The organism is Halobaculum sp. MBLA0143, assembly GCF_041361465.1.
Classification (GTDB): Archaea; Halobacteriota; Halobacteria; order Halobacteriales; family Haloferacaceae; genus JAHENP01.
Genome location: NZ_JBGKAC010000002.1, coordinates 525,516 through 545,884, shown reverse-complemented (window position 1 = coordinate 545,884; position 20,369 = coordinate 525,516). Strand labels below are relative to the sequence as shown.

Annotated in this window: 18 protein-coding genes; 8 read left to right on the top strand and 10 right to left on the bottom strand. The window is 62.6% G+C overall.

The genetic code is table 11. The features are described from left to right. Nucleotides 1-6 precede the first annotated feature (6 nt). From RYH79_RS17890 to RYH79_RS17875, 4 genes are all read left to right on the top strand, one after another. Nucleotides 7-2,646, top strand: coding sequence for a DUF1156 domain-containing protein (locus RYH79_RS17890; protein WP_370901766.1), 2,640 nt, complete (start codon nt 7-9; stop codon nt 2,644-2,646). A 1-nt stretch (nt 2,647) separates the two neighbouring features. After that, entirely contained in the window at nt 2,648-3,037 is a 390-nt protein-coding gene (locus RYH79_RS17885; protein WP_370901765.1) for a DUF8076 family protein, read from the top strand. Between the two features lie 555 nt (nt 3,038-3,592). Further along, nucleotides 3,593-5,239 (top strand): ATP-dependent nuclease, encoded by a 1,647-nt coding sequence (locus RYH79_RS17880; protein ID WP_370901764.1) that lies wholly within the window; start codon nt 3,593-3,595, stop codon nt 5,237-5,239. A 380-nt stretch (nt 5,240-5,619) separates the two neighbouring features. Further along, a complete protein-coding gene (locus RYH79_RS17875; protein ID WP_370901763.1) occupies nt 5,620-6,453 on the top strand; it encodes a bacteriorhodopsin in 834 nt (277 codons plus the stop codon). 84 nt (nt 6,454-6,537) lie between these two features. Here RYH79_RS17875 and RYH79_RS17870 read toward each other — a convergent pair whose 3' ends face one another. Together RYH79_RS17870 and RYH79_RS17865 are read right to left on the bottom strand one after the other, a co-directional pair. Continuing rightward, nucleotides 6,538-7,788 (bottom strand): MFS transporter, encoded by a 1,251-nt coding sequence (locus RYH79_RS17870; protein ID WP_370901762.1) that lies wholly within the window; start codon nt 7,786-7,788, stop codon nt 6,538-6,540. Further along, nucleotides 7,781-9,076 (bottom strand): DUF6895 family protein, encoded by a 1,296-nt coding sequence (locus tag RYH79_RS17865; RefSeq protein WP_370901761.1) that lies wholly within the window; start codon nt 9,074-9,076, stop codon nt 7,781-7,783. Before RYH79_RS17865 ends, RYH79_RS17870 begins: the two co-directional genes overlap by 8 nt. A 510-nt stretch (nt 9,077-9,586) precedes the next feature. Here RYH79_RS17865 and RYH79_RS17860 point away from each other — a divergent pair. Further along, nucleotides 9,587-11,131 (top strand): S9 family peptidase, encoded by a 1,545-nt coding sequence (locus tag RYH79_RS17860; protein ID WP_370901760.1) that lies wholly within the window; start codon nt 9,587-9,589, stop codon nt 11,129-11,131. 7 nt (nt 11,132-11,138) lie between these two features. On the opposite strand, the gene RYH79_RS17855 is transcribed toward RYH79_RS17860, so the two are convergent. The 4 genes from RYH79_RS17855 to RYH79_RS17840 all read right to left on the bottom strand — a co-directional run bounded on the left by RYH79_RS17855 (nt 11,139) and on the right by RYH79_RS17840 (nt 14,276). Then, entirely contained in the window at nt 11,139-11,414 is a 276-nt protein-coding gene (locus tag RYH79_RS17855; protein WP_370901759.1) for a hypothetical protein, read from the bottom strand. Between the two features lie 58 nt (nt 11,415-11,472). Next, nucleotides 11,473-12,372: a DUF7847 domain-containing protein gene (locus RYH79_RS17850; protein ID WP_370901758.1), complete on the bottom strand. Its 900-nt coding sequence runs from the start codon at nt 12,370-12,372 to the stop codon at nt 11,473-11,475. Between the two features lie 85 nt (nt 12,373-12,457). Then, nucleotides 12,458-13,489 (bottom strand): DUF7847 domain-containing protein, encoded by a 1,032-nt coding sequence (locus tag RYH79_RS17845; protein ID WP_370901757.1) that lies wholly within the window; start codon nt 13,487-13,489, stop codon nt 12,458-12,460. Nucleotides 13,490-13,571: 82 nt separating this feature from the next. Beyond that, complete coding sequence (locus RYH79_RS17840; RefSeq protein WP_370901756.1) at nt 13,572-14,276, bottom strand: CPBP family glutamic-type intramembrane protease; 705 nt, start codon at nt 14,274-14,276, stop codon at nt 13,572-13,574. Between the two features lie 333 nt (nt 14,277-14,609). Here RYH79_RS17840 and RYH79_RS17835 point away from each other — a divergent pair, with 333 nt between their 5' ends. After that, nucleotides 14,610-15,599 carry a DUF8098 family protein gene (locus RYH79_RS17835; RefSeq protein WP_370901755.1) on the top strand — a complete coding sequence of 330 codons (990 nt, stop codon included), beginning with the start codon at nt 14,610-14,612 and terminating at the stop codon, nt 15,597-15,599. Beyond that, nucleotides 15,589-16,308 (top strand): hypothetical protein, encoded by a 720-nt coding sequence (locus RYH79_RS17830; RefSeq protein ID WP_370901754.1) that lies wholly within the window; start codon nt 15,589-15,591, stop codon nt 16,306-16,308. Before RYH79_RS17835 ends, RYH79_RS17830 begins: the two co-directional genes overlap by 11 nt. Nucleotides 16,309-16,318: 10 nt before the next feature. Here the strand turns inward: RYH79_RS17830 and RYH79_RS17825 are convergent, their stop codons facing one another. Together RYH79_RS17825 and RYH79_RS17820 are read right to left on the bottom strand one after the other, a co-directional pair. Next, nucleotides 16,319-16,807, bottom strand: a complete 489-nt coding sequence (locus tag RYH79_RS17825) for a hypothetical protein (RefSeq protein ID WP_370901753.1) — start codon at nt 16,805-16,807, stop codon at nt 16,319-16,321. Nucleotides 16,808-16,959: 152 nt separating this feature from the next. Then, a complete protein-coding gene (locus RYH79_RS17820) occupies nt 16,960-17,823 on the bottom strand; it encodes a universal stress protein (RefSeq protein WP_370901752.1) in 864 nt (287 codons plus the stop codon). Nucleotides 17,824-17,957: 134 nt separating this feature from the next. Here RYH79_RS17820 and RYH79_RS17815 point away from each other — a divergent pair, with 134 nt between their 5' ends. Continuing rightward, entirely contained in the window at nt 17,958-18,095 is a 138-nt protein-coding gene (locus RYH79_RS17815; RefSeq protein ID WP_370901751.1) for a hypothetical protein, read from the top strand. A 124-nt stretch (nt 18,096-18,219) separates the two neighbouring features. On the opposite strand, the gene RYH79_RS17810 is transcribed toward RYH79_RS17815, so the two are convergent. Both RYH79_RS17810 and RYH79_RS17805 read right to left on the bottom strand, forming a co-directional pair. After that, nucleotides 18,220-18,603, bottom strand: coding sequence for a hypothetical protein (locus tag RYH79_RS17810; protein ID WP_370901750.1), 384 nt, complete (start codon nt 18,601-18,603; stop codon nt 18,220-18,222). 234 nt (nt 18,604-18,837) lie between these two features. Further along, nucleotides 18,838-20,229 carry a hemolysin family protein gene (locus RYH79_RS17805; RefSeq protein ID WP_370901749.1) on the bottom strand — a complete coding sequence of 464 codons (1,392 nt, stop codon included), beginning with the start codon at nt 20,227-20,229 and terminating at the stop codon, nt 18,838-18,840. Between the last annotated feature and the right edge of the window lie 140 nt (nt 20,230-20,369).

Below are 20,369 nucleotides of genomic sequence, written 5' to 3'. Positions count from 1 at the left end.
TCACGCGTGAACACGACAGACTCCTGGGACAAACTCCCCTTGCGGCTGATGGACGAACTGGCAGAGAAGGAGACGTACCGACGCGACGTGTATCGACCCGTCTACTCACTGCACAAGTGGTGGGCGCGTCGCCCGGGGTCGACGTTCCGGATGCTCGGGCTCGCGGCACTCACCGACGATACGGTCGACAGGACGGACATCCTCACCGAGCGGTCGAGCGGGAGCCACGACGGGCTGTACATCACGCCCGACGCGGACCGGATGGAGACGGACGCGACGGTGTTGGACCCGTTCGCCGGCGGCGGGACGACGCTCGTCGAGCTGAACCGACTCGGCGCGGACGTGATCGGCTACGAACTCAACCCGGTCGCGTGGTGGGTCGAGAAGAAGTCCACCGACGAGGTGGACCTGGACGTGCTCGAACGGGAGTTCGACCGCATCCTCGCGGAGACCCGCGAGGAACTGGACGAACTCTACACGACCGTCGACCCCGAGACTGGCCAGGAGTGTGAGGTGCTGTACTACTTCCAGTCACAGCGAATCCCCTGTCTGGAGTGTGGCGAGGACGTCCAACTGTTCCCTCGGTACCAACTCGCCAAGACGAAGAAGACGATGTCCGGCTACCTCTACTGTCCGAATCAGGACTGTGACGACCGGATAGTCGAACTCGAAGATCGCGGGAAGGGGCTGGACGCCGGGACGACGGTGACGGTCGACGGCGAGACGGTGACCGTCGAGGAAGACGGCAACGAGGTGTGTCCCAACTGCGGCCACCAGTTCGATCCGAACGACGGGACGTACGGCTACGGGAAGTACACCTGTTCGAACGGGCACAAACACGACGTGAAAGAGACGCTGCAACGCCACGACGAGAAGCCGACGTTCGAGCGGTTCGCGCTCCAGTACGTCGACCCGCATGGCACCAAGCAAATGAAGGAGTTCGACGACCGCGACGCCGAGCGGGTCGCGGAGGCACGTGAGCGACTCACGGCGGTGCGCGAGGAGTTGCCGATTCCCGAGCAGGAGATTCCGTCGGGTGACAAGACACAGGCGTTGTTGAACTACAACTACGATCGGTTCTCGGAGCTGTTCACCGAACGGCACCTCCTCACGTTCGGGACGTTGTTGCAGAAGGCGATCGCGGTGGCCGACCGCACGTTCGAGGACGCGGACGCACAGAACGTGTCGGAGTTTCTGGTGACGGGGGTGTCAAACTGTCTGGAGTACAACTCGAAGCTGACGAAGTGGCACTACCGTGATCTGAAGGGTATGAATACGTTCAACAGGCACGCATTCGTCCCTCGGGTTCAGCCGGTTGAACCGAATCCACTGAACCACGAGAGCAACTCTGTTGCGATCAGGAACTTCTTCGACAAACTCCACGACGGCAAACAGTTCTGCCAGGAGCCCTTCGAGAAGGTGAAGAACTACGAGACCGGCGACGTGGAGCAGTTTCACGTCTCCGACGAGTCCGTCTCGGAAGACCGGGTGGCGGGACTCCACTGCCAGACCGCCGAGCGACTCGAACAGCCGGACGAGTCCGTCGACTACGTGATCACGGACCCGCCGTACTACGACAACGTCCAGTACTCGGAGCTGTCGGACTACTTCTACGTCTGGCTGCGGGAGGCGTTGGCCGACGACTACGAGGAGTTCCGACCGGAGTTGGTGCCGAAGGCGCGGGAGATCGTCGCCAACAACAGCGCGAACAAAGACGAGTCGTTCTTCGTGGAGTCGTTGTCGAACGTATTCTCGGAGTGTCACCGGGTACTGAAGGACGACGGGGAGATGGTGTTCACCTACCACCACAACGAGAACGAGGCGTGGTCGGTGATCCTGGCGGCACTCGTCGACAGTGGGTTCACGATCACCGGCGCGTATCCCGTCCAGTCGGAGATGCCGAACAACCCTCACATCTCCGAGCTCGACAACGCGGAGTACGATATTCTCGTGTACGCCAACAAGGAACGCGTCGACGAACGGACGACCCTCTCGGAGCTACAGCGCGACCTGTTCTTCGAGCTCCAGGAGATGGCAGACGAAGAACAGGCGCGCCACGACGACCTCTCGAAGGCAGATCTGGGGGTGATCCTCCGCGGAAAGTGTCTGTACTACTACTCCCGCCACTACCCCGAGGTGTACGACGACGGCGAGCGGGCTGGGATCGACGACGCGTTGGCGACTGTCGACGGCGTCATCGAGCAGGTGCTGTCGGGGGCTGTCGACCTCCCGAGCAGTATCGACACGACGAGCGAGGCGTTCGCGGCGTTCGTCGACCGTGGCCCGGAGCCGTACGACGCCCTGAACAAACAGCTCCTGGCGAAGAACCTCAGTCTGGCCGACTTCGAGGACGAACGGCTCGTGAGAGACGTCGACGGACAGAAGGTGCCCGTTCCGGCCGACGAGCGCGTCGACCACGTCGAACGGAAGCTACACGCCGACGGCGACGATCTCGGCGCGGACAATCTCCTCGACGTGGACAAGGTCCACTACCTCCACCACCGCTACGTGACGGACCAGAACACCGTGGAGTTCCTCCGAGAGTGGCGATCGGACGATCTGGTAGCTCTCGCGGAGTTCCTGGCGGACGCGACCGGAGACGAACGGTACGAGAACGTGATGGCGATGAGCCTGGAGCAGTTCTGAGATGTCGCTCCGACCGGGCTACAACCTCGTGACGGACCCCATCGAGTCGACCGACGCAGAACTGGGCGCCCTGAGCTTCTTCCGCCGGGTCGCCCACGACCGACCGGTGGAGACTCGAGTGACGGTCACCGGGCTCGAGACGCTGCTGTACGCGGTCGCGGACTCGGAGCGAGAGACGGTAGTCGACGACCTCCACGAGACACTCCGGGAGACGGACTCGCTGGACGGGCCGCAGGTCGTCCAGTTCGTGTTCGACGGTCGACTCGTCGACGCCGACGTGCTCAGTGTCGACGTGGACGGCGACCGCGGAACGGCGTACCTCCCGGTCGGGAACCTGTTCGTCGAGTCGCCGAACCGAGTCGGTGCGGCCCACGCGTTCGCCAGGAAGTGACGCCGGGGGCGAGGATCCCTCTCGTCCGGTCTCCATCAGACGAGTCACGAGAGGACAGCGCGCCCGACCGACGGGAGCGGTCGGGCGACAGGCACGGGGCCGAGCGACCGAGGGCTTCGGTGTGGGGTAACGGGGTGCGGCCCCACGACTAACTGAACAGTCAGTCAGTAAGAGGGTTTCGCACAGTCTCGGAGGGTGAACGTTGGTGGAGGGTCGCCGCTCTCTGCGTATTAATCACCTCGTTGGTTGCGGTGAGCCCTGGGCGCCGCGAGAGGTCCGTGACCACCATCTCGTAGATGTGCGCATCCCATCGCCGGCGTCACGGAGGTGAGTGCTGCCGGGCGCGATTGGACTGTTAGCGCAAGTAATATGCTTAGTCGAGATCAGCACAGGGAACAACCACATAGCCGCTTTCGATGCCTCAAACCGACCGAGTGCCTGGAAATTTTTCCCCTCTATTTCGTCGGCTAATCAGACTGCAATCGAGAAAATTGCAGACCACAGCTACCATCTCTCAGGACAAAAGTAATACCAGAAGCGGTGGACCAAGCTAGCATGTCCGTCATCGACATCGAGACCTTCCGCGTCAAGAACTACAAGCCTATCAAGGACTCCGGTGACATGGAACTCGGAGACATGACGACGTTCATCGGGAAGAACGACGCCGGGAAGTCGTCGTTTCTTGAAGCACTGGAACTGTTTCTCGACTGTGGCAAACCCGACGACGAGCATTTTCACATGCAAGAGGCCGAGGAGATTTGCTTCGAGGCCGAGGTTCGACTTCCGGAGGAACTCTGTGGTCTGCTCCGGGAGGAGTACGTTCCGGAAGACAACGACACAGTAACCGTTCTTCGGGAGTTCAGCCGTCGGAGCGGAAGAACTCCAGGCTCAGAGACCTACCTGAACGGCGAGACGTTCTCGAAGGGTGCCATCAATGAGGATGACACCCGCCTCACGAAGGCTAAATCTCGTGATCGCGTCTGGGACTTCTTCCCAGAGCCAGTCCCCATCTTCGCGGAGCGAGACGTGAGCGAGGAGACGAAACTCAAGGGCGGCACCCACATGGACAAGCTGCTCTCCCCGATTCTAGAGTCTGGTGGATTCGACAATGAGGTCGCCAACAAGAAGGCCGAGCTTCGAGAGTCTCTAACCGAGACGACTGAAAAAGTCGGGAGTCATCTGACAAACTATCTTGAGACACATCTGGAGAGTATCGAGCAGGTGGAGATGTCTCCTGGCAACATCCGCGTCGACAAAGCAATTACACCGAGTATCGAACTCCACGACGAACACCTCTCTGAGAGCGTCGACGTTCGAGAGCGCGGGTCTGGTGTCGGGAGTCTTCTACAGTTGTCGATGATGCAGGCGTACGTCGACTTCGAGGTGAGTGAAGGGTACATCCTCTTGTTCGAGGAGCCAGGGAACTTCCTCCACCCGTCAGCCGAGCGGAAGATGCTCGATGCCCTCAGAGAGATTGCTGGCGGGGGCGGTCAAGTGGTCCTCACGACCCACTCACAGGTGTTCATCGACAACCGCGCCAACGCGGACATTTATGTCACGCGGCGCGAAGACGGTGCAACAGAGTTCGAACGGGTGGCCGACGAAGGGTTTGAGGCAGTCCGCGAGATTGGTGCTCGTAATAGTGATATTCTACAGAGCGATTTCGTCATTTACGTCGAAGGGCAGTCCGACGTGGAAATTCTCAAACGAATTGCAGAGGAGGTGATCGACGACTGGCACAATCGTGGGGTCACGATTCTTCCCCTGGGTGGAACGGGCAATATGCAGCACTGTGATCCGGCGAAGTTAAAGAAAATCAACCAAAACTTTGCAATTCTCCTTGACAGTGATCGAAAGGAGGGGGCCGAGGATCCCAAGCAAGAGTCCGTGGAGCTGCGTAACCGAGCCGCAAATGCCGACGTGCCGTGTCACATTCTGAAAAGGCGTGAGATTGAGAACTACTTCGACAGCGACGTGGTTGCGGACGTGGTGGACCTCCCGGCAGCTGCGTTGGAAATTGACGACTACTGTGATGTAGAAGAGCGCGTTGAGCGACGCGCGGCGGATCACAGAACACCAGATGGGCCTGAGCGGCTCAACTGCTACGACAAGCGTGATCACGGGCGACGGATCGTTGAAGAGATGTACCATCGCGGACGCTCTATTGACGAAGTTGAGCAGTTCCTGCAACGTCACGTCTGACCGACCACTCCGGCCTCGCACGGAACACCTTATTAACTCGGAATAGTTTATTTTTAAGAATAATTAAATTAATGTATTATACAACAAATCTACCGTCGGGGTTCAACTCTGACTCAATACTTCATTTAGTATCTAAAAATTATGGTAAAATAAAATTTCTAAATTATTTACTGTCAGGGTCTAGGTCAGGCTGTACGAGCCAGATGTCAGGTCAGAGGAGTTCGCTCAGTTTCTCAATGTAGTCGTTCTGCCGTACGCGACCTGACGCTGTACCAACGAAGACAGCATCTACCGTTCCTCCGACGATTTGTCACTCATAATCTCCGTGACCTCGTGGGCTGTCTAACGGTTTAAGTATCCTGGGGACGAAACCCCACTAGATGACGACAATCGAACCAGTATCCGCAGCAGTGCTACTCCAACAGGCGACACAGTCGGACGTGTTCTCACAGATCAGAGACGACGTGTTACTGAGTTCCTCGTTGTGGGTGAACATCGCTTTAGCGGGGCTGTCGATCCTCTTGTTCGTGTACATGGGTCGCAACATCACGGACGGCCGGACGAAGCTGATCTGGGGAGCGACGCTGATGATCCCGTTGGTGTCGATCTCCAGCTATCTCGGGCTCGCCTCCGGGCTGACGGTCGGACTGATCGAGATGCCGGCCGGTCACGCGCTGGCGGGCGAGGAGGTGCTCAGCCAGTGGGGTCGGTACCTCACCTGGGCGCTGTCGACGCCGATGATCCTGCTCGCGCTCGGTCTCCTGGCCGACGTCGACCGTGGGAGTCTGTTCACCGTGATCGCGGCCGACATCGGGATGTGTGTCACCGGCCTCGCGGCCGCGCTCGTCACGTCGTCGTACGCCGTCCGGTGGCTGTTCTACGCCGTGAGCTGTGCGTTCTTCGTGGTGGTCCTGTACGCCCTGCTGACCGAGTGGGCCGACTCCGCCGCCGCAGCGGGCACCGGCGAGATCTTCGACACGCTCCGGATCCTCACGGTCGTCCTCTGGCTGGGCTACCCGATCGTCTGGGCGCTCGGGATCGAGGGGCTGGCCGTGATCCAGTCCGTCGGCCTCACCTCGTGGGCCTACTCCGCGCTGGACGTGCTGGCGAAGTACGTCTTCGCGTTCCTGCTCCTCCGGTGGGTCGCCGACAACGAGCGGACGATCACGACCTCACAGCGCGAGGCGGGGTCCGGCACGCCCGCCGACGACTGAGGGAAGGCTCCGAGTCGCACCCGCTTCACAGACTTGTTTCTGGACAGTCCGCAAGTACCTTCGCAGGGCCGTACGGCAGTTCGGTCACCCGTCCAGCTCCACCTCGCCAACGCAGGGGAGTGACCGGAGTTCGGAGGAGACGGCGACGTAGACGGCGAACGACGCGAGTCCGACCGGAACGCACAGCATCGCCGTCGAGGGGGTGGTGAACCGGCCGACAGTGCCACCGAGTAACGACCCGGCAGGAAGCGCCAGAACCGACAACGAACCCAACACCGAGGTGACGCGACCGACAATCTCCTCTGGCGGTGCCGACTGGACCAACGCGACGACCTGAATGTTGAACGCGCCAACAGGGACGAACGCCAGCGCCAACAACGGTGCGGTGAGGGTCAGCGACCCGGCGAGTACGCCAGCAGCCCACAGCACAGCCGACAGCAGACCGGTGCCGACGGCGACGGCTCCGAACGGGATGTCGTCGATCAGGCCCGCTGTCACGGCGCCAGCGACGTTGCCGAGCGTGAAGGCCGCAATCAGGACGCCGTACGCACCGGCGCCGCCGAGGTCGACCACGGGTACCTGTGGCACCTGCATCGTCTCCGCGAACGACGGCATTGTCGCCAGCGCGACTCCGACTGCGAGGTTCGCCACGGCCGCGCCGGCCAGCAGTGACAACAGGAACGACTCCCGGATGTAGTCGAACCCGACCCGGAGTCGCTCTAGGTACGGTGTCTCTTCAGTCTCTGTCACAGTCTCTCCGTCGGCCTCGGGGACGGCGACTGTGGCGAACAACGCCGTGGTGACGAGAAAGGAGACGGCGTCAAACACGAACAACGACACGGCGCCGAAGGCGGCGATCGCCAGCCCGGACAACCCGTTGCCGACGAAGTCCGTCCCGTCAGACGCCAACGAGAACGCCGAGTTGGCGGCGACGAGCCGGTCTTCGTCGAGTAGTCGCGGCAGCGCGGCCGACATCGCGGGGTTGGCGAACTCGTTCATACTCGCCAACACCGGCATGACGATCAGGATCACCTCCACCCGGAGAACGCCGAAGTGAGCGCTGAGTGGAATCACGGAGACGACGACTGCCTGGAGCAACTGCGTGGCTACGAGCACGCGCCGCACGTCCCAGTCGTCGACGAGCGGACCGGCGACGAACTGGAAGGCACCGGGCAACAGCGTGAGGAACCCCGCCAGGCCGGTGAGAAACGGGTCGTTCGACAGTTCGTGGACGAACCACGTCGCCGCGACGAAATAGAGACTGTCGCCGAGGTTGGTGACAAGCCGACCGGCAAACAGCCTGCGGAACTTCGCGTTGGCGAACACCTCACGCATGGTCCGCCCGTTCGAGGGAGTCCTCGAGGTGAGTTATCGCCTGCTGGCACTTCGAGGCGATTGGCTCGACGAGTTCCGACTGGAACGCCGCTGCGTCTCCGTGTTCGAGCTCGAACAGCCGTTGTTCGTCCGGCCAGTAACCGAACCGATCGCCGCGTTCCTGTGCGCGGAAGAACTTCAAAACACGCTCTGTGAGACTGTCGAACCTCTGGAACCACTGTTCGTCGATTGCCACCGCCTGCTCGGCTGCTGCGCCGAGGTCGTAGTCGTGGAGCGCGTTCAGGAGGCTACCGTACGACGCGAGCGCGGCAAACGACTCCGGGTCTGTGTCGACCGTCGTGGTATCGTACTCGCCGAGGTCGACGCGGTCCAGAAGGTACCGTGACATGCACCCTGTGACGATATTGACGTGGTAGTGACGGAGCCAGGTCAACTGATCACCGGTCCACGTCGACGCCTCCGTGTCGTCCATCGGGACGGCGAAGCCCTCCCGGTCGGACTCGGTCATGTCCATGTCCGGTTGGAGTACTCGGCCAGGGACGCTTCGCTCGTCGACGAGCCACCGAACAGCGTGCTCGAACACGGTTGGGTGAAGTTGCTCCTGGATGGCCCCGATCCACAACAGTTCGACGACGATGTCGGAGTGACCGGCGGCGATCCCTCTGATCACGCCAGCCGTGATCGTCGTCTCCAGCTCGTACGGCAGTGGCGGGGCGAGGAGTCGGTCCCCACCCCAGCCGAAGTTAGTCGGCGCGAACACAGAGTGCGTTAGTGCGTAGTAGTCGCTGAACGTCGCCTCTACGGGGTCCGGCGGGTACGCGACCGCTGAGTGAGACACGATCTCTTCGATGTCGTACCCGTGGTCGTGGTACCCCCACAGCTCCGCTTCGAGCAGGAGATCCAACAAAGAGTTGGGTTGTCGTTCGACTCCCCAGACTGTGTCACCACGGAGAACACGGTCCACGGCGTTCTCGGTCCGTTGCTCCAAGTCACCCGTCTGGCGGAGGGAGACGGCCGGCAGCCCGTAGCTCCTGAACAACGTCGGGTACCGATCGAACAGTTCCGCGTACCGAGGGTCGTTCGTTCGCTCTACCAGATGTGCTCGCACTTCTGGTACCGACTCGCCCGCGAGACGACCCACGTACTCGAAGAGTCCCAGTTCGATGAAAGCCTTCCGTAGTGTCTCCGACTGTTGTCTCTCTGTCCACGCCAGTGGCTCGAAGAGATCGAGCGTGTCGGACAGATACGTCTCGGCTCGGTCGCTAATCTTCTGCACTTGTTCTTTCATTTTGTTTAAAACTTGGATTGAGGGCTGTCAGCTCCCTGTCGACTACTGTAGCTACTCAGTCGAAGGAGATGAGAGCCCAGGAACCGTCCTGTTCCGTCTGCTTGTTCTCGTCGACCGATTCTGTCAGATTGGGCATCTTCAGCCCCACGTCGGTGTCACTCATTCGAGATTCAGGAGTTTCCTCCTGCCAGCACATGAGTAACTCTGCAATGAAAACGTTTTTGGCCAAATAATTCTCACTATCTGGCAACCCGAATGAGAAACAACGTAAAATATAACCTGAGACGACTTTTCAGTGTACGGAACCTCAGGTCGGTCCACATCGGTGACGGTGCCGACACACTGACATACCTCACCGACGTAACCGGCGACTACGAGTTGTGGTGCATCGACGAGCCGGGAGCGCCACCCCGCCAGCTCACCTTTCGCGGTGGTGTCGCCCCTGGCTCGTTGCACACGGCGACGAATTGGCTGTCGTTCTCGGCAGCCGGAGCCGACAGCGGTCGTCAGTTGTTCGCCGTCGACCCGTCGTCGGGGGCGTCTCGGCGGCTCACCGACGAGCCGGGCGTCGTCCACCGGTGGGGACTGTGGCTTTCGGACGGCAGTGGCGTCGTCTGTGCCGCCAACGGTCGAGACCGGGCGACGTTCGACGTGGTCCGAGTCGCTGGCGACGACCGTACCCGACTGTACGAACACGGTGGAGACTCGCAGATCACGCCGGTCGGGTGGGGCCCGGACACCGGTCGGCTCCTCGTGCTCGAGACACGAGCCAACGGGGACGAGACACTCGCGGTGGTCGAGACGGGGAGCGGGACGCTCACCCGCGTCGGTACGGACGAGACCGACTCTCGACGGCTCAGATCACTCGCGCCCGCGCCAGGGGAGGACGCAGTGTACGCTGTAACAGAACACGACTCCGACCGTAGGGGAATCTACCGAATCGACCTCCAGAACGCCCAGACCACACCGGTCGTCACCACCGACGCGAACCTCAAGTCGCTGTCTGTCGACCCAGACAGTGGTCGGGTCGTCTACGAACGAGAACATGACGGGACAGCGCGCCTCCAGACCGGGATGTTGAAAGACACGACGACTGTCGAGTCACTCCCGGAGCCGGCGCTCGACTCCGGGTACTTCGGGCCGATCGCTCTCGGACCGGACGGTGAACGTGCGGCTGTCGTCTACTACCGAGGAGTCGCTCCGCCACAGGTGTACACCGTCGAGTTGGCGACCGGCGAGACGACACAGTGGACGTACCTGACGAACCCGTCGATGACTGACGATCCACCGGTGCCGTCGTCCGTCCGGTACGACTCCGACGGTGTCGACGTACACGGCTTCCACACGACACCGTCGACCGACGGCCCACGCCCGGCGATCGTTTACTTTCACCCCGGCCCGACACAGCAGGCACACCGGACGTTCAATCCGCTCCGGCGATACTTCGTCGGCGAAGGGTACGCCTACTTCGAGCCGAACTACCGCGGGTCGTCCGGCTACGGTCGACGGTTCCGCCGACTTGACCACGGCGAGGGACGGTTCGACGCCGTCGCCGACGCCCGGCGGGCCGTCGACTGGGTCGCCGACCGTCCGTCCGTCGACGACGATCGGGTGGTGTTGTTGGGCCACTCATACGGCGGCTTCCTGGCGCTCGCAGCAGCAACAACTGGTGCCGCCGTCGGCGCAACGGCCGCGCTCGCGCCCATCACCGACTTCGAGACGTTCCTCCAAGAGACCGAGCCGTGGCGGCGGGCAAACCGCGAGGCAGAGTACGGCTCGTTGGACGACGACCGGGATCTCCTCCGTCGTCTTAGCCCGACCGACGATCTCGGGAACGCCGCGTGTCCGCTCCTGTTCATCCACGGGACGGGGGACTCGACAGTGCCACCGACGCAGTCGAAGCGGGCCGTCGAGACGGCCGCGGAACACGACGTAGATGTCAACTACGAGTTCCTGGAGGGTGCCGACCACGGACTCACCGCGAACGACGACCGCGTCGCCGCGTTCGGCCGCGTGGCCGAGTTCTTCGACCGACACGTCGGCGAGGACTCCTGACGGTCGACTACTCGGAGACGGGCCTGACGGCGGGCTTCCCTGAGAGTACCACCTGACGGTCAGCTACCCGAGGGTAACCACCGTACACCCGGCAGTGTCGGATCGCGGCCGCGAGGCCGACGAGTCCGGCAACGGCGAACGCCAGTGGGACGATTCCGTCCGCCGCCGCGGTGACACCCGCGAAGTCGAAGAGCGGGACATCGTTCAACGGTCCGACGTACAGCACACCGGGATACAGCGTCTCGAACAACCGCTGGGAACCGGTCCACAGCTCGGCGACCATCGTCAACAACGACAGGAGACTTTCCAGCCGCCAGTCACGAGTCGCTACTTCCCGAGGCCTACAGCGGCCGAGCGTCCCGCGTGTCGCCCGTGTCACTCGCGTCGCCACCGTCCTCGACGACCCGGTCGCGCAGCTCGCGGTACACCGCGACGGAGAACGGCCAGAACACGGCCGTGACGACGGCGAGGAAGACGGCGCCGACGGCCTGGAGCGCCACCGCCTCCGTCGTGGAGAGCAACGGGTACCAGTCTAGCTGGGCGGCGGCGGCGTCGGCTCCCCCCGGTGTCGACGTGAACGTGCCGGGCGTGCCGTCCAACGACCCGACGATTCCGACGAGAAACCCGACGGTGCCGAACGCCATCAGGACCACGGTGTAGCCGAGTGTCGTGAGTAGACTCCCGCGAACCACCGCGACGCTGCGGCCGAAGGCGTCGCCGACTCCCAGGCCGTCCAGCGTGATGGCGTGCGCGAAGAAGTGGACGGCCACGAGCGGGACGGTCAGCAGTGTGACGAACAGGAGCGCGAAGGCCAAGAGGGCGAGACCCGCCGTCAGGCCGTCCGCGACCGCGAGCACCCCGACGCCGACGACGAACGAGAGGATCACGAACACGACAACTCCGACGACACCGACGACGGCCCCGACGGCGCCGAGGCCGAGGAACCCGACGAACACCCGGAGGACGTGCTCGCGGACGCCCGCCAGGAACGTTCCGAAGCCGCCGTCACCGTCCAGCGCCGCCGCCGACAGCGGAACGATGCCGGCGAGCAACAACGGCGTCGTGACGAAGCTGACGAGCGAAGTCGCCGTGGAGTACAACGGGAGGGCACTCGCGGGGACGAGCCCCTGTGCGGCGACGACTCCGATCTGGACCACCGTGAAGACGGCCGCGACGGCGAGCAACGCGGGGGACTTCCTGACGGCGCCGACTGCGGCCACGAGCGAACGACTGAGTGTCACAGCGGCCGTGGCTCGTTCTGGTACTTGAACGTTGGCGGGGCGTCTCACTACCCGTGGCGCGAGACAGTGAGCGTGCGGGTGGTAGTCACACGGCGGGAGTGTCGCCCCCGTCACCGCTGTCGTTGTTGCTGTCGGTGTCGTTGTTGCTGTCGGTGTCGCCGATGTCGCCGGTGTTGTCGGCGTCGCTGATATCGCCGGTGTTGTCGGCGTCGCCGATGTCGCCGGTGTTGTCGGCGTCGCTGATATCGCTGGTGTTGTCGGTGCCGTTGGCGCCACTCGCGTCGTCATCGCTCTCGACGACACGGTCGCGCATATCCCGGTACACCGCGACGGAGAACGGCCAGAGAGCGGTGCTGGCGAGGACCACGAAGAGGTAGCCGACGGCCTGGATCACGTACGCCTGTGTCGGCGTGAACACCGCGACCGACTCCGCCCGTTCGGCCACATCGGCCGCCGGCGGGACGGTGCCGTCCAACGACCCGGCGACGACGGTGAACAGCCCGACGACCCCCAGACACAACAGGACGAAGGCGTACCCCGTCGCAGTGCCGAGATTTCCGCGAACGACCGCGACGCTGCGCCGGAAGGCGTCACCGAGGCTCGACCCGTCCAGAACGACGGCGTGTGCGAAGAAGTGGAGTGCGACCAACGGGAGCGCCAACAGGAAGTACCACACCACCCACGCCACCACGACGGTGACGAAGGCCGCCGACCCGCCGGCGACGCCCCCGACCGTCAGTGCGACCAGCGCTCCGACGACGACGAACCCGAAGCCACCGCCGACGCCCAGGAGGGCCGCCAGGACCCCGAGCCCGAGGCAGCCAACGAACACCCGGAGGACGTGCTCGCGGACGCCGCGCAGGAACGTCCCGAGGTTGCCGTCACCGTCCAGCGCCGCCGCGGACAACGCCACGCCGCCGGAGAACATCACCGGCAGGGACAGGAACACGACGACCGAGGTCGCCGTAGAGTACGGCGACACGGCCCCGGACGGGACGTACTGCTGTGCGACGACGAGCGCGAACTGCCCGGCGGCGACCAGGAACCCGACGGCGAACAACGACGGCGTGGCCCGGAGCGCACCCAGCGCGGCGACGAGCGAACGACGGACTGTCACGGCGACGGTGGCACGCTCCGGCACTTGAACGTTGGCGGGGCGTCTCTGTGGGTGGGCCACGACTGGGTGTCACCCCCCCTTCTCACTCCGACAGGAAACTCACTAGATTCACCGCGAAGTGGACCAGACAGACGACGATCACGCTGTCGCAGGCGACGAACAGCGCCGTGAGAACGGCCGCGGGAACTCCGATGTAGAACGTCTGCTCGGCGTCGAACGTGTCGCCGATCCCGTGGACGAGCGTGAACGCCAGCCAGGAGACGACGGCCGCGAACGTGACGCTCCCCGAGAGTCCGGCGACGCGTGGGACGACGTACCCCTGGTACGCGAGTGACTCTACCACGCCAGCAGACAGTGCCGTAACCGTGTAGCCCGCGACGCCACGACTGGCCTGCTCGGAGACGAACCCCTCCGGCGTGTTCAGGTCGAGTCGCTCGTAGACGTTGTAGACGGCAGTCGTCACGACGAACAGACCGACGAACCCCGTCGCAGACCACGCGAGGGCGGTGACGGCGTCGCCGGTGACACCCCCGAGTCCGAACGTCGGGACGAACTCGCTCACGACCGGGAAGGCGACGGGTGGGCGGACGCCGACGGAGGCGAGCGAACGCCCCTCGACTCCGAGCACGAACGCGACGAGCGCGAGCCCCGCGACCCACTTCCGAACGTCACTCCGGAGCCAGTCGTCCATCTCGCCGACCGGGCCGAGTCGAGCGTCGATCTCCGAGGTCGTCTGGTAGCCGAGCGCCGCGATCCCGACGCCGGCGACCGTGGTGAGTGTCGACACGGGCGGGACCGCGACTGTCGGCCATACGAACGTTTCGAGTCCCATCACAGAACGCAGTAACAGGTACACTCCGGAGAGAGGAGGAAGCTATAGACTGTCCCACTCGTCTCTCGGCTGGCGAGTGCGACCACAGCGACTTCCCTGTCTACTGGTCGAAGCGCGGCAACACATGAACACATCTGATAGCAAGAAAAATAAAATAGTTGTGTCGTTCACCGTGGGGTGCTCAGCTACAGCAGTTCGTTTCAGTAGAATATTACGTGCTCTACAGCCATAGAAATGCTTATACCTGTAGGGTCGGACAGTGCAGTTGAGAGAAGCGGACTCCCAGACATGAAATCGCCGTACTATATCGATCGAGAAGCTAACGCTGCGGTCGCATCCACGAAGAAGGCGTTAGAGCATGCGCTTTACAAGGCCGGTGTTTCTCTCGATATCCCCGAGGAGTACACCGGCGTCACTGGCTTCTATGCGGACAACATCCGCGTCAACAAGCTCGCGTACGCGGTGATCGACAAGTACGATTTATCTGCGGTACGAACCTGGTACAAATACGGGCAGTATGAGCCGTACGAAGAACTGAGAGCAGGCAAACTCGAGGTTGGCCCGATCAACAACCTCGGGGAGTACGTGCATAGCAGGCAGAAACAGGATCTACAGGTCGGTGACCTGGTCAATGCACTCTTGGAGTTCAATCTCGCGGAACTATTCCAGATGGACACGTACGAGTTCCTCCGGACGAACTACCGGGGGTTCGCCCCAGATGGGGTAGAGCAGGTGTACTTGGCCAGCACCGAGATCATCAGGGTCCTACAAGAGGCGGCTGAGGCGGCTGAAGAAGAGATCCGTTCCCGAGTTCTCGAGTGGCGAGAGCAGATACAAGAGGCGGCACTCGACATCGAGTACGCCACCGGAGCTATCGACTACCTCCCAGCGTACGCAGCCGAGCGGCTCAACTGGTTCGTCGACACGCTGGCGGATCTATTGATCTCTATTGAGTGTTCTGGCGGCCCGCTCACTTCGGCCACCGACCACCTCGAACGGGCGAGAGACTACTATCATCAAACCTTCTGGCCGATTACCGCGATGTCAATCTCTATCGAAGAGGTCGAAGGTCCCGACGCCGAGCGTTACCGAAACAAAGGGCGAGGGATCCGTAGCCAACTCAAGTCAGATTCGGAGACGGAGAAGACGAACTGGGAGACCGACCTCACTGACGACAGGCTCACACCGACAGTCAGCGAACGCCAGTCGGTGGTGATGGAAGATGGAATGGGGAGCCAGATGTTCGACGCAAGCGTACGACTCAGTGATGGAGACTGACGAACACGGTGTGTATATCGACTTTCCGGTAGCAGTAGACTACTGTCGAGTGTACTCCGAAGCGTACAATTCAGCCAAAGTTTCCATCGACACTCTCCACAACGAGTGGAGGGCACGGCTCGAGATCAGCGAAAACGTCGAAGACGAACTGGACGAGAGGATATTCGCTCTCCAGGGAATGCTCGAGTTTCTCCGCGACTGTGCAAAAGATCTCGTCTACGAGGAAAACCACGACGATCCCGAAACCGAATTCTGTCAGTCTGTCCTAACGAGAGAGTCAATCGGTGACGGGATCGGAATGAACATCCCTGAATCGTTCGAGACAGATATCGAGGAGGCACGTAACTACGTGAGAGAACGGGGATTGAAGAAATACATCGTCTACCTCAATACGACGCTCGGAAACGTATCGACTCTCCACAGCAGACTCGACGGGATAACAGGGTCGTGTGAGACACCGTCAGCGAACCGGTTCTGGGCGAAGAACAACTTCGAGAGGTTCGCAGCCTCCGACACCCACTGTACTAGCCTCGTCGATGGGCACTACTGGTCGAAGTCGTCAGGAGACCTGATACTGATTCGCACAGGTGAACGTGGGGGATACGACTTCGATGCAGTTGCGTCTGAGCTGACGAACGGTGGGTCACACGACGTAGAGGTCGAGACACCAGAAGGAGTCAGGCGACGCCACGCGGGTGCCTCGAACTGATCATTCAACGCTAAGCTTTCGACAGTCGCTGTAAGAGCGGTTCTGGGTACACTTCTTCAACTTTGTCGGTGGTCCTTTTCGCCTCTTCTGCAAGTTCATTTTTAAACTCTGAGGTTCTTTTCGGGGCATCCATCTTCGCCTCTCTCGGGTAAGGTCTAGTGAGTCTCTCCAGTGCTTGCTCTACCTCAGTGTCGTCCAGCGAGACGGGCGTTGAGTACCGCTTCTGGCGAAGCTCCTCGATATCTGACAGTATCCGACCGATGGCTTCACTCTCGGCTTCGTCGGGTGATTTTGACCGGATATCTTGGCTGACCGGCTCCGTTGCGTCGAGCGCTTTCGCTCTCGATTCGACACGCTTCGCAAGAGCCTGTACCTCCCGGCACCACTTTCGTCTTCTGTCTCGCCTCGATCGCCGTGCTCCGAGAACGTGGGCAAGCGACTGTGTCACGAGCCCTCCTACGACCCCCCCTACGAGTGCCGTCAACAGTCCAGTGTTCACGCTCCAGCGTGTTCACTGGAAAAGGTAAAAACCTCAGGAGATTTGTGGCGATTCATGCTTCTACAGCACTTTAGAAATTTTTTAATTTTAATCATCCTAATATGCCACAGGCGCACACCCGTCACCCCGCACGTCCAGAGGCTGACAGGCCCTCAGTCCTCTGCGACGGTCACGACCGGCACGGGCGCCGACCGGACGGTCTGCTCGGCGACGCTGCCGAGCAGGATGCGGTCAGTGCCGGTGCGGCCGGTCGTCCCCATCCCCACTGCGTCGACCGCCTCCGACTCGACGTGCTCGACGATCGTCTCGACGGGGTCACCGTGTGCGACGTGGCGGACGGTGTCGACACCGTGGTCGGCGGCGGCGTCGACGACGCTGTCGACGGCCGCCTCGGCGGCCCGTTCGTTCTCGGCGCCGGCGTCACCCTCGCGGAGGTCCGGCGCGAGACCGGCGTCGTCGACGACGGACAGGACGTGGACGGTCGCGTCCATCGCCGCGGCGAGCGCCAGGACGTGGTCGGCGGCTCGCTCGGCGTCGTCGCTGCCGTCCGTCGGGACGAGCACCCGATCGTACGGGAACTGGAGCGACTCGTCGTCGGCCATCCGGACGCTCACCACGGGGACGGAGGCGAGCCGGACCACCTTCTCCGTCACGCTGCCGGCGAGGTACCGCGACACCCCCTCGCGGCCGTGCGTCGGCATCACGACGAGATCCATCCCGTAGCGGTCGGCGTAGTCGACGATGGTGGGCGCGGGGTTGCCCTGGACCACGTCCGTCTCGTAGTCCACGCCGAGGCTGTCGAGCGTCGCCGCCGCCTCGTCGAGCACGTCTTCGCCCTGTCGGACGAGCGCGTCGACCGTCTGTCCCTCGACGACTGTGACGCTGTCACGGGTGGTGTCGGCGACGTAGAGGATCCGGAGCTGTGCGTCGGCCCACAGCCCTACCGACGCCGCGTAGTGGAGGACCTCCGCCGCACCGTCGCTGCCGTCGTACGGAACGAGGATCTCGTCGTACATCTCACCCGCCGGCTACGGCTGTCGGACGGATAATACTTCCACTCCTCGGGGGATGTCCACCGCCGTGCACCCCGTTCACACCGACGCGAGGGGTGGGTCCGGACCACCCCGGGCCTCCGCGCGGTCGGACGCCGGTGATCGACGCGACCGACGAGAGGGGAGCGAACGGCCTCGGCGGGCTCGACTGTACTCCCGCCGGCTCCACACTCGGCTGGGTGGTCGTGACGGAGTCGGTGAACTCGGTGGCGGCGGTGGTGTGTACTCTCGGGTGAACGGTGCGACTGTCGCCCCGAGGACAGTCGGCTGCTGGTGACTGAATCCGTCGCTGGCCGTCGACGTGCACGAGCAGCCGACCACAGACGACTCTAGGTGACTGCTGTAGTGCCCGGCGGAGGGCTAACTCGTGTACTCAGGCGTTGCTAGCCCACTCGATGCCGTTTCGATCGAGCTGAAGTTGTCGACTTCCGCGGGAGCGTCCAGCTTGGCAGTGACTGCCATCGCTTTGATCCCGTCCGAGAGGTACGCGAACCGAGCGATGTCGGTCGCGGAGATCAACTCTGCCCACGAGCTCTCGATGTACGACTGCGTCTCCGCCGACAGCGACACTCCACTGACGTCCGTGACGACTCCTCTGTAGTCGTTCGTCTGTGCCAGCGAGAGGAACTGTTCTTCGTCCGCGCTGAGGTTCGAACTGTCCTCGACTGTCCCGTCCCACTCGGTGAGATCGACGATCAGTACTCCGCTCTCTTCTCTGAACTCGGCGTTACCTTCGGACTGCACAACGACAGCAGGTAACTCGTAGAGATAATAACCGTGTTACCCCACAGACAGTGAAACGGATCGAAGATTTTACTACCGGAAAAGATTGCCAGTTCTCGATCCAGTGTTTGTATAGTGAGACTCATTATTACGAGTTGTTGTCGAGACGTATCTAATGTGAACTGCTACTCTACGCTGGGATCACGGTCAGTCCGATCACGGACAGAGTCCAACGGTTCCTACGTCTCGTCGACCTCACTCCTCGTCTTCGGCCGTCTCGAGGTCCGTGGTGTCCTCGTCTATCTCGGTCGTCACCGGGTCGTCGTCCCCGCGATCGACTGTCACGCGCGCCTTCTTGATCCGGGTGTCTTCCACCCGCTCGGCGCGCAAGGTGACGTTCTCGTACTCGAACGACTCCCCCTGCTCGACCAGACGCCCGGCGCGGTTGAACACGAACCCCGCGATCGTCTCGAACTCCTCGCCTTCCGGCAGGACGATGTCGAGCTCCTGGTTGACGGCGTCGACGGTGACGGAGCCGTCCACGACCACGGTGTCGTCGTCGATCCACTCGATCGGTCGTTCCTCGTCGTCGTCTAAGATCTCTCCCAGGATCTCCTCGGAGACGTCCTCCAGGGTGGCGATCCCCTCCGTCGCGCCGAACTCGTCGACGACGATCGCCATCTGGAGGCGACGCTCCCGCATCTCCGACAGCAGTTCCGCGACGTCTTTCGACTCCGGGACGTGCAGCGCCTCGCCGGCCACGTCGCCGACCGTCCGGTCGGAGTCACGGTCCGCGGCCGACAGGTCCCGAACGTCGAACACGCCGACGACGTTGTCCAGCGAGTCGTCGACGGCCGGGAGGCGGGCGTGGCCGGCGTCGAGACACTTGTCGATGGCCGCCTCCACGCTCGTGTCCGTCGACACCGCGACCACGTCCAGCCGGGGTGTCATCACCTCCTTGACCGTCCGGTCGTTGAACGCCAGCGTCCGGTCCAGCATCTCCCGTTCCTCCTCGTCGAGGATGTCCTCGCGCTCGCCCGTCTTGATCATGTTCCGGATCTCCTCGCGCGTGACGTACGACGACTCGATGGCGGAGCTGCCGCCCGTCACCTTGTTGACGATCTTCGTGAGGTAGTAGAACACCGTGACGAGCGGCCACAGCAGCTTGCCGACGAGCTTCAGTGCCGGCGCGACCGTGCGTGCCCACGAGTCCGTGTTCTCGACGGCGTACGACTTCGGCGCGCTCTCGCCGAACAGGAGCACGAGCGACGTGATCCCCAGCGAGGAGACCAACACCGCCGCGCCCGCGTCGAAGTAGAAGCCGACGACGGTCGTCGAGATGGACGACATCGTGATGTTGACCAGGTTGTTGCCGACGAGAATCGTCACGAGCAACCGGTGCGGGTCGTCCTTCAACGACTGCACGAGCGCCGCGCCCCGCTTCCCCTGCTCGACCATCGCGTCGACCTGGTGGGCCGGCAGTGAGAACAGGGCGATCTCCGACGACGAGAAGAACCCCGAGCACATGATCAGAAACAGAATCGCCGTCACTCCCAGTGCCGTGAACGCCGGTCTCCCGAGTTCGACCCCGACGAACGGAACGGTGTACAACGGCACCACCGCCTCGACGGCCGTAGCGGGCATCATATCGGTCGGGCTTGCGGAGGTGGCGTTTTGAATGCTGTGGAGTGGCGTGATTGGGGGGTGGCTCGGTGGTGACCGAGACGCCTCGACGACGAGGGAGAGTGAGCGAGTGCGACGGCGGAGCGGCACGGCAACACAAGACT

What these genes read in the sequence shown, in the direction of transcription:
- RYH79_RS17880 (WP_370901764.1), top strand. Translation starts at nt 3,593, where the DNA reads ATGTCCGTCATCGACATCGAGACCTTCCGCGTCAAGAACTACAAGCCT.
- RYH79_RS17835 (WP_370901755.1), top strand. Translation starts at nt 14,610, where the DNA reads ATGAAATCGCCGTACTATATCGATCGAGAAGCTAACGCTGCGGTCGCA.
- RYH79_RS17875 (WP_370901763.1), top strand. Translation starts at nt 5,620, where the DNA reads ATGACGACAATCGAACCAGTATCCGCAGCAGTGCTACTCCAACAGGCG.
- RYH79_RS17865 (WP_370901761.1), bottom strand. Translation starts at nt 9,076, where the DNA reads ATGAAAGAACAAGTGCAGAAGATTAGCGACCGAGCCGAGACGTATCTG.
- RYH79_RS17805 (WP_370901749.1), bottom strand. Translation starts at nt 20,229, where the DNA reads ATGATGCCCGCTACGGCCGTCGAGGCGGTGGTGCCGTTGTACACCGTT.
- RYH79_RS17830 (WP_370901754.1), top strand. Translation starts at nt 15,589, where the DNA reads ATGGAGACTGACGAACACGGTGTGTATATCGACTTTCCGGTAGCAGTA.
- RYH79_RS17820 (WP_370901752.1), bottom strand. Translation starts at nt 17,823, where the DNA reads ATGTACGACGAGATCCTCGTTCCGTACGACGGCAGCGACGGTGCGGCG.
- RYH79_RS17855 (WP_370901759.1), bottom strand. Translation starts at nt 11,414, where the DNA reads ATGGTCGCCGAGCTGTGGACCGGTTCCCAGCGGTTGTTCGAGACGCTG.
- RYH79_RS17870 (WP_370901762.1), bottom strand. Translation starts at nt 7,788, where the DNA reads ATGCGTGAGGTGTTCGCCAACGCGAAGTTCCGCAGGCTGTTTGCCGGT.
- RYH79_RS17885 (WP_370901765.1), top strand. Translation starts at nt 2,648, where the DNA reads ATGTCGCTCCGACCGGGCTACAACCTCGTGACGGACCCCATCGAGTCG.